The sequence below is a fragment of the Halonatronum saccharophilum DSM 13868 genome, from assembly GCF_000517025.1.
In the GTDB taxonomy this organism is placed as follows: domain Bacteria; phylum Bacillota; class Halanaerobiia; order Halobacteroidales; family Halobacteroidaceae; genus Halonatronum; species Halonatronum saccharophilum.
In genome coordinates this window covers 1-7,050 of the sequence record NZ_KI912095.1, presented here as the reverse complement: position 1 = coordinate 7,050, position 7,050 = coordinate 1, and the positions used below count along the sequence as shown (strand labels likewise).

At 34.0% G+C, this 7,050-nt stretch carries 8 protein-coding genes; all 8 read right to left on the bottom strand.

Features of this window, described 5'->3' with window-relative positions:
• A partial coding sequence (locus HALSAC_RS15255) for a preprotein translocase subunit SecD (protein ID WP_425402507.1) occupies positions 1–561 on the bottom strand: 561 nt, incomplete at its 3' end.
• 91 nt (positions 562–652) lie between these two features.
• The gene (locus HALSAC_RS0107130) at positions 653–1,318 is read right to left on the bottom strand and encodes an HD domain-containing protein (RefSeq protein ID WP_027339697.1); all 666 of its coding nucleotides are present in this window, start codon (positions 1,316–1,318) and stop codon (positions 653–655) included.
• 138 nt (positions 1,319–1,456) lie between these two features.
• On the bottom strand, positions 1,457–1,927 hold the full coding sequence (locus HALSAC_RS0107125; protein WP_027339696.1) for a type 2 periplasmic-binding domain-containing protein: 471 nt from the start codon (positions 1,925–1,927) through the stop codon (positions 1,457–1,459).
• Positions 1,928–2,098: 171 nt separating this feature from the next.
• Positions 2,099–3,343, bottom strand: a complete 1,245-nt coding sequence (locus HALSAC_RS15250) for a methyl-accepting chemotaxis protein (RefSeq protein ID WP_051412125.1) — start codon at positions 3,341–3,343, stop codon at positions 2,099–2,101.
• 211 nt (positions 3,344–3,554) lie between these two features.
• Positions 3,555–4,106, bottom strand: a complete 552-nt coding sequence (gene lepB, locus HALSAC_RS0107115) for a signal peptidase I (protein ID WP_027339695.1) — start codon at positions 4,104–4,106, stop codon at positions 3,555–3,557.
• 20 nt (positions 4,107–4,126) lie between these two features.
• A complete protein-coding gene (gene yajC / locus HALSAC_RS0107110; protein ID WP_027339694.1) occupies positions 4,127–4,408 on the bottom strand; it encodes a preprotein translocase subunit YajC in 282 nt (93 codons plus the stop codon).
• 335 nt (positions 4,409–4,743) lie between these two features.
• A complete protein-coding gene (tgt, locus tag HALSAC_RS15245) occupies positions 4,744–5,895 on the bottom strand; it encodes a tRNA guanosine(34) transglycosylase Tgt (protein ID WP_051412124.1) in 1,152 nt (383 codons plus the stop codon).
• A 39-nt stretch (positions 5,896–5,934) separates the two neighbouring features.
• Positions 5,935–6,960, bottom strand: a complete 1,026-nt coding sequence (gene queA, locus HALSAC_RS0107100; RefSeq protein ID WP_027339693.1) for a tRNA preQ1(34) S-adenosylmethionine ribosyltransferase-isomerase QueA — start codon at positions 6,958–6,960, stop codon at positions 5,935–5,937.
• Positions 6,961–7,050 lie beyond the last annotated feature (90 nt).

The following is a 7,050-nucleotide window of genomic DNA, read 5'->3' as shown; positions in this document are numbered from 1 at the left end:
CTCTGATTGAACAGTTGGAGAAGTTAATAACTCATCATCAAGGTATATAGATATCCTTCTACCGATATTCTCCCTTGTAATTTGTCCAAATTGTCTACTGCCTTCTCTTGTTAATTCAAATTGTATAACCGGTCGTTGAACAACATCTCCACCATAAGCACCCCTAGCATCGCTTAAAGCTTCTCCAGTCATTACTATATTTCCATCTTCATCTTTAAATTGTAATTGTGCTGTTTGACCTATGGTCTGTACAGCTTGATTAGGGTCTTCAACACCAGGCAAAGAAACCATAATTCTTCTCTCACCTTGACGTTGAACAATTGGTTCAGCTAACCCCATCTCATCGACACGAGTTTGAATAACACTCATCGCTCTTCTTACTGCATCATCATCAACTTGAACAGCATCAGTATCCCTAGCCTCTAGAACAACCTGAGTTCCACCCTGTAAGTCAAGTCCTAGATTAATACTCTCATCAAGAGGGTATAAGAAGAACACTGCTACACCTAGTAAAATTAAAACACTAAATAATTTCGTCATTCTTTTTTTCTTCCAGTCCATTTTTTCTCCCCTTCCCTACCGCTAAACTAAATTTATATTTGCAACATATTTATTATATCTTGTAAAAAAGAGGTTGTCAATTCCACAAAAGTTATAAAAGATCAGTATCGTTAATAACCAAACGAAATTTAGAACCTAAGTAGTTAGCAGCCTTTCTGCACATCATCATTCTAGTTAAAAATATTTCAAAATATTCCATAACTGTACTCACTTCTAAGTCAATTCTTAAACTTAACGTTATCTCTTTCTTATCTGCATCAACCTCTACCGAAGATTTTTTAACAGCATAGTTTACCCGATCGTGTATATCAAATGTAGAAAAATCTTTATTTCTTACCCTCTTATAATGAGCATCGGACTTATCTGCTATTATTAAAGCAGCCGCTACCTCGTTAACTGGAGATCCATGGTTCTCATCATGGTTTCCAATTGCACCTATAACTTTTGCTATCTCATTATAAGGCATCTTTAACTCTTCTAGAAGATTTTGTGCTATTATCGCTGAATTTTGAGCATGATCATTACGATTAATTAAATTACCAATATCATGTAAATATCCAGCTATCTCCCCTAGTTCAATTATCCTCTCAGGGTAACCTAATAATCTTAAAATTTCTCCAGAAATTTTAGCAATAAGACCTGCATGTCTAAATCCATGTTCAGTAAAACCTATCTCATCTAAATGATCATCTGCTACCTTTATATAAGATTTAATCTTCTCATTATTTTTTATTTCATTTAAAGTTATTGAACTCATATTATAACCACCCCTTTTATAAAAGTTAATCAATAAATATAATTCCCTATTGGTTAAGTAATTATGATTTTTTCTTAAATAAAACAATTAGCACCTGGTATCATTTAATATAAAAAGGTATTCTGACAAATTAATTTATCAGAATACCTTTTTATTATTTATTCCCAAAAATTCTTCTAAGAAATCTATAGCTAAATCATAATCTTCTACAAAGCTAGAGACAACAAAAATAAACCTATCTTCTTTTACTCCGTACACCTCACCTTCATAAGTCATCAATTCTAAATCTACATAAGTTAGATTTTCTTCATCTAACTTATGTAGCATTCCATTTTTAGCCATATCATAAAATGGATCTTCGGGTAATAAAAAAATGTCCGGATAATCAGCAGCTGCAAACATTATTAATAACCTAGGCATATACATAACATCAGGAATATCAATAGCTTCTATCTTCCAATCTGTATTCGATCGAATATAATCTACTCTATTAACTAACTCTCTATCACTCCAATACATAAAAGTGAGATCATCTTCTGTTTTATTATTTCCACAAGCAGTTAAAATTAAAGTGAATAGAATCAATACTAAAACTAAAACTTTCTTCAACTAAACCCCTCCTGTTTTCAATCTATACTCTATAAATAGTTTAATCTATGTTTAGTTAAAGTTCAAGTTTTATTTGGACTTTTATTTAGCAAACAAGGTTATTTATTATAAGTATAAATAAAAAGAGAGTAAATGCCTTAATTAAATAGCACTTACCCCTTTTATTTATTATTAAACTTTGAATCTTTCAACTAACTGCTGTAAATATTGAGACATCTCCGCTAACTCTTGTGAAGAGTGGGTAACCTCATTTGACATACTACTAACTTCTTTAAAAGCTCCCATAACATCTTGACTATTCTCTGCTAATTCTTGCGAAGATACAGATGTCTGCTCAACTTGACTTGATGTGTTTTGAATAGATACTTCAATTTGAGAAAATACTTCCCCTGTCTGTTCTACTACTGATTTACCTTCTTCAGTCTTAGCTTCTACCTGTTTAATAGCAGCTAAACCTGCATTAGATTTTTCTTGAGTTTCTTTAATTAATTTAGCAATATTATCAGTTGCCTTTGAAGTCTCCTCAGCTAACTCTCTAATCTCATCTGCTACAACAGCAAATCCTTGCCCATGTTCTCCAGCTCTAGCCGCCTCAATAGCTGCATTTAAAGCCAAAAGATTAGTCTGCTCTGCTATATTAGTAATTAATTCAACAATCTGACCTATCTCTTTAGAGTTACCATCCAACTGATTAATTATATTTACGGTCTCATTTACTGAATTACTGATATCTTCCATACTTTTAACTGTTTTAGAAATATTATGACTTCCTACTTGAGTCTGAGAATCTGCTTCTTCAGCAAGACCAGTTACCTCTTGACTTATGGCAGATATTTGTTCAATTTTTGAGATCATCATTTCAAAGATACCGTTAGCCTCTTCTGTAGTTGCATTGCCCTCTTGAGCAGAAGCAGATAACTCTTCACTATAAGCAGATAGATTCTCTACGGATTCTAAAAGCTCAACCATCATCTTCTTTTGATCATTGGTAGTATTATTAAAAGCCTCTGCTAATCTACCAAACTCATCTTCTCTATCCAAATCAACACTAACCTTTAAGTTTCCTTTAGCCTTTTCTTCCATAGCTCTTATCACTTCATTAATAGGATCCACAAACCTACGTGCAATTATTTTAGCTAATATAGCCACTAATATCATTAAGACTATAAAGATCACTAAGTTAATTCTAGCAAATCTCCTCATATTAATATCAACCTCTGAAGTAATTCTATCGATAGTATTTATAACCCTTTCATTACCACGTGCCTCATTGATAATCTCTTGCACTGCTTCTCCTTCAAACAAAGATCTTGTTTGAAGAAACATTGATAAATTCAAGACCAACAAAGGTATAACTGCTACTGCTACCATCAATAGGATTAACTTCTTCCCTACAGATAACTTATTAAAAACCATTTGACCCCCTCCTGTATTAAAATATATAATTTTATAACCTTCAAGTATAATTATTCTCTCTAACTCAAATTTTTCCTTTATTTCATAACAAATAAAAAATAGACGCAGGTATTGTATGCATCTATTTTTTATTCAAATTTATTAAGAGTACTCTCAGCTAAAAGTTTAAAGTTTTTCCTAACCACTTAATCTGTAAATCTTAAACTTAAGATCAATCAAGATCATCATATAATGTAGAATTTATAAATCTCATCCTATTTAAAGGCCACCAAACCCAGAAGGCTTTACCATCAATTGAATCATAAGGAACATATCCTACTACATCTTTTCGTCTACTATCAGTACTATTATTCCTATTATCTCCCAATGCAAACACACTGTTCTCTGGAACATAATAAGGCCCATAAGGCACTCTATTCATATCTTCTAAGATATAATCCTCTTCTATTTGGATATCATTAACGAATAATTTACCTCCCCTTATTTCAACCTTATCACCTGGAAGACCTATCACTCTCTTGATATATTTGGAACTCTTATCTCCTTTAGGCTCTAAGACAATAATATCACCACGCTGCGGAGACTGAAATCTATATATAAATTTATTTATAAATAACCTTTCCCCATGCCTTAAAGTACTGTCCATTGAATTGCCTTGTACTACAAAAGATTGAGCAACAAAGGTTATAATTAAGAACGCTAAGACACCTGCAATAACAAGCGACTCAAAGAACTCCTTAACCTCCTCTTTGGTAATTAACATAACTTCCTCCTGTTCTAAACCTAGGCTTTAGCCTCAGTATTAACCTCTCTATCTAACCTTCCTATAGCACCCCTATTCATTTCAACCTTCACCTCAGGAGCAATCTCAACCTTTAATTGATCATCCTCGATCTCAGTAATTTGGCCCTTGATCCCCCCTATAGTTACTACTTTATCTCCTACCTTTAATTTAGCCAACATCTCTTGATGCCTTTGTTGTTGTTTTTTTTGAGGACGAATAAGTAAGAACCAAAAAACTCCAAACATAAATATCCATGGTATTAAACCTGCTAACAATTCCATTATAACTCCTCCTTATTTGTTTACAATATGATATAGTGTAACTTTCAGTTACACAGCTATGAGCCATGTGCTATGAGCTATGAGCTAGTTTAAAACCATAAGATCAAAAACATACAACCCCTTATGTCGTAAAAGTTTGCAGCCGTTTTGATTTTAGCTGACAGCACACCTCAATGTTTTAAAGACCAAAACATCTCGTAAAATTTCAAACTAAAAGGTGCCCCTACAAGTTTTTTAAAAATCAGAAAAACTCTCCGTAATACAGACCATTTACACACGACTCATAGCTAAGTGGCACGATAGTGCCACTACACTATAACTATTCACCATTTTAATTAAAAATCCTCTCTACAAGTTGAATTATCTTCATCATCTAACTCCAAACCATATCTTTTATAAAATTCTCTTCTATACTCCAAGAACCTATCTTCTTTTATAGCTGTTCTAATATTATCCATCATATTTAATAAGAAATGTAAATTATGATAGGTAGTCAACCTTACCCCTAAAATCTCATTTTGTTTAATTAAATGCCTAATATAAGCACGAGTATAATTCTTACATACATAACATTCACAATCGCCATCTAAGGGAGTAAAGTCTTTTTTATAGCTTGCATTCCTTACGGTAATTCTTCCTTCACTAGTAAAGACTGCTCCATTCCTAGCTACTCTAGTTGGGAAGACGCAATCAAACATATCTACTCCTCGCATTACACCTTCAAAGAGATCTAGAGGTGTTCCAACTCCCATCAAATATCTTGGCTTATCCTCAGGGAGTAAATCAGGTGCATAATCCAACACCTTAATCATCTCTTCTTTAGGCTCACCAACACTCAAACCACCAATTGCATAACCTGGAAGGTCAAATTCAAGTATCTCTTTAGCGCTCTGCTCCCTTAGTTCTTTATACATTCCACCTTGCATTATCCCAAAGAGGGCTTGATCGTCACGATCATGGGCACCTATACACCTTTCTAACCATCTAGTAGTCCTTTCTAAAGACTTTTTAACGTACTCTTCATCTGCTGGATAAGGAGGACATTCATCAAAGGCCATAATAATATCGGCTCCTAAAGCCATTTGAATCTCAATTGACTTTTCTGGACTAATAAAGTGACTCGACCCATCAATGTGAGACTTGAAATTTACCCCTTCCTCACTAATCTCATTCATATCACTTAAACTAAAAACTTGAAAACCACCACTATCAGTTAGGATAGGGTGATCCCAATTCATAAATTTATGTAACCCACCTGCTTCCTCTACCAGTTCATGTCCAGGTCTTAAATAGAGGTGATATGTATTACTTAAAATAATCTGTGCTTCTATCTCCTCTAACTCTTCTGGAGTCATCGTCTTAACCGTTGCTTTTGTTCCTACAGGCATAAAAATAGGCGTCTCTATATCTCCATGTGGAGTAGAGAACTTTCCTAACCTTGCCTTAGTATCCTTACACTTCTTCTCTAACGTATATTCAAAAGACATACTCTTAATTACCTCCTAAATTTTAATTTAGTTTATAGTTTACAGTATAACCATCCCATCACCAAAGCTATAAAACCTATATTCCTTCTCTACTGCTTCCTTATAAGCCTGAAGGGCCAACTCCCTTCCGGCAAAAGCACTAACAAGCATTAAAAGGGTTGACTTGGGCAAATGAAAGTTTGTAATCAAAGCATCAACTACTTTATATTCATAGCCAGGATAGATAAAGATATCGGTCCATCCTTTTGCTTCTTTAACCTTACCTTCTTTGTCACCTACAGCCTCTAAAGTCCTAGTAGATGTAGTCCCAACAGCAAAGACACGTTTTCCATCCTCCTTGGTCTTATTAATAATATCAGCACTTTCTTTAGATATCTCATAGTACTCAGAGTGCATATCGTGATCTTTGATATCATCTACTTTAACCGGTCTAAAAGTTCCTAGACCTACATGTAAAGTAATATCAACTATGTTTACACCTTTCTCCTTAATAGATTTTAATAAACTGTCTGTAAAGTGCAGACCTGCAGTTGGAGCCGCAGCAGAACCTCTCTTCTTAGCATAAACAGTCTGATACTTGCTGTCTTCTTCTAGCTCTTTAGTTATATAAGGAGGTAAGGGCATCTCTCCTAACTTGTCCAATATCTCTTCAAAGACTCCATCATACTCAAATTTTATTACTCTTCCACCAAAATCTGTTCTTTCTTCTACTTGGGCAATAAGATCACCATCACCAAAGACGACTCTAGTTCCTTTCTTTACTTTTCGCCCTGGTTTAACTAAAACCTCCCAAGTATCTAATTCCACCTGTTTTAAAAGAAGTACCTCGACCTTTCCTCCAGTTCCTTCTTTATGACCAAATAACCTTGCAGGAATAACTTTAGTATTATTCCTTACCAAGGTATCTCCAGGTTCAAAGTAATCAACAATATCTTTGAAAATCCTATCCTTTATCTCCTTAGTCTCTTTATTAATCATCATCAATCTAGATTGATCTCTTGGTTCCATCGGTTCTTGTGCAATTAATTCTTCTGGTAATACAAAATCAAATTCTTCAACCTTCATCTACAGTTCCTCCAAACGTAATTTTAATAGTAATAAAGCGGAGCTTTATTACTGGTGATGAGTAATCAGTAATGAGTAATGGGTAAAACC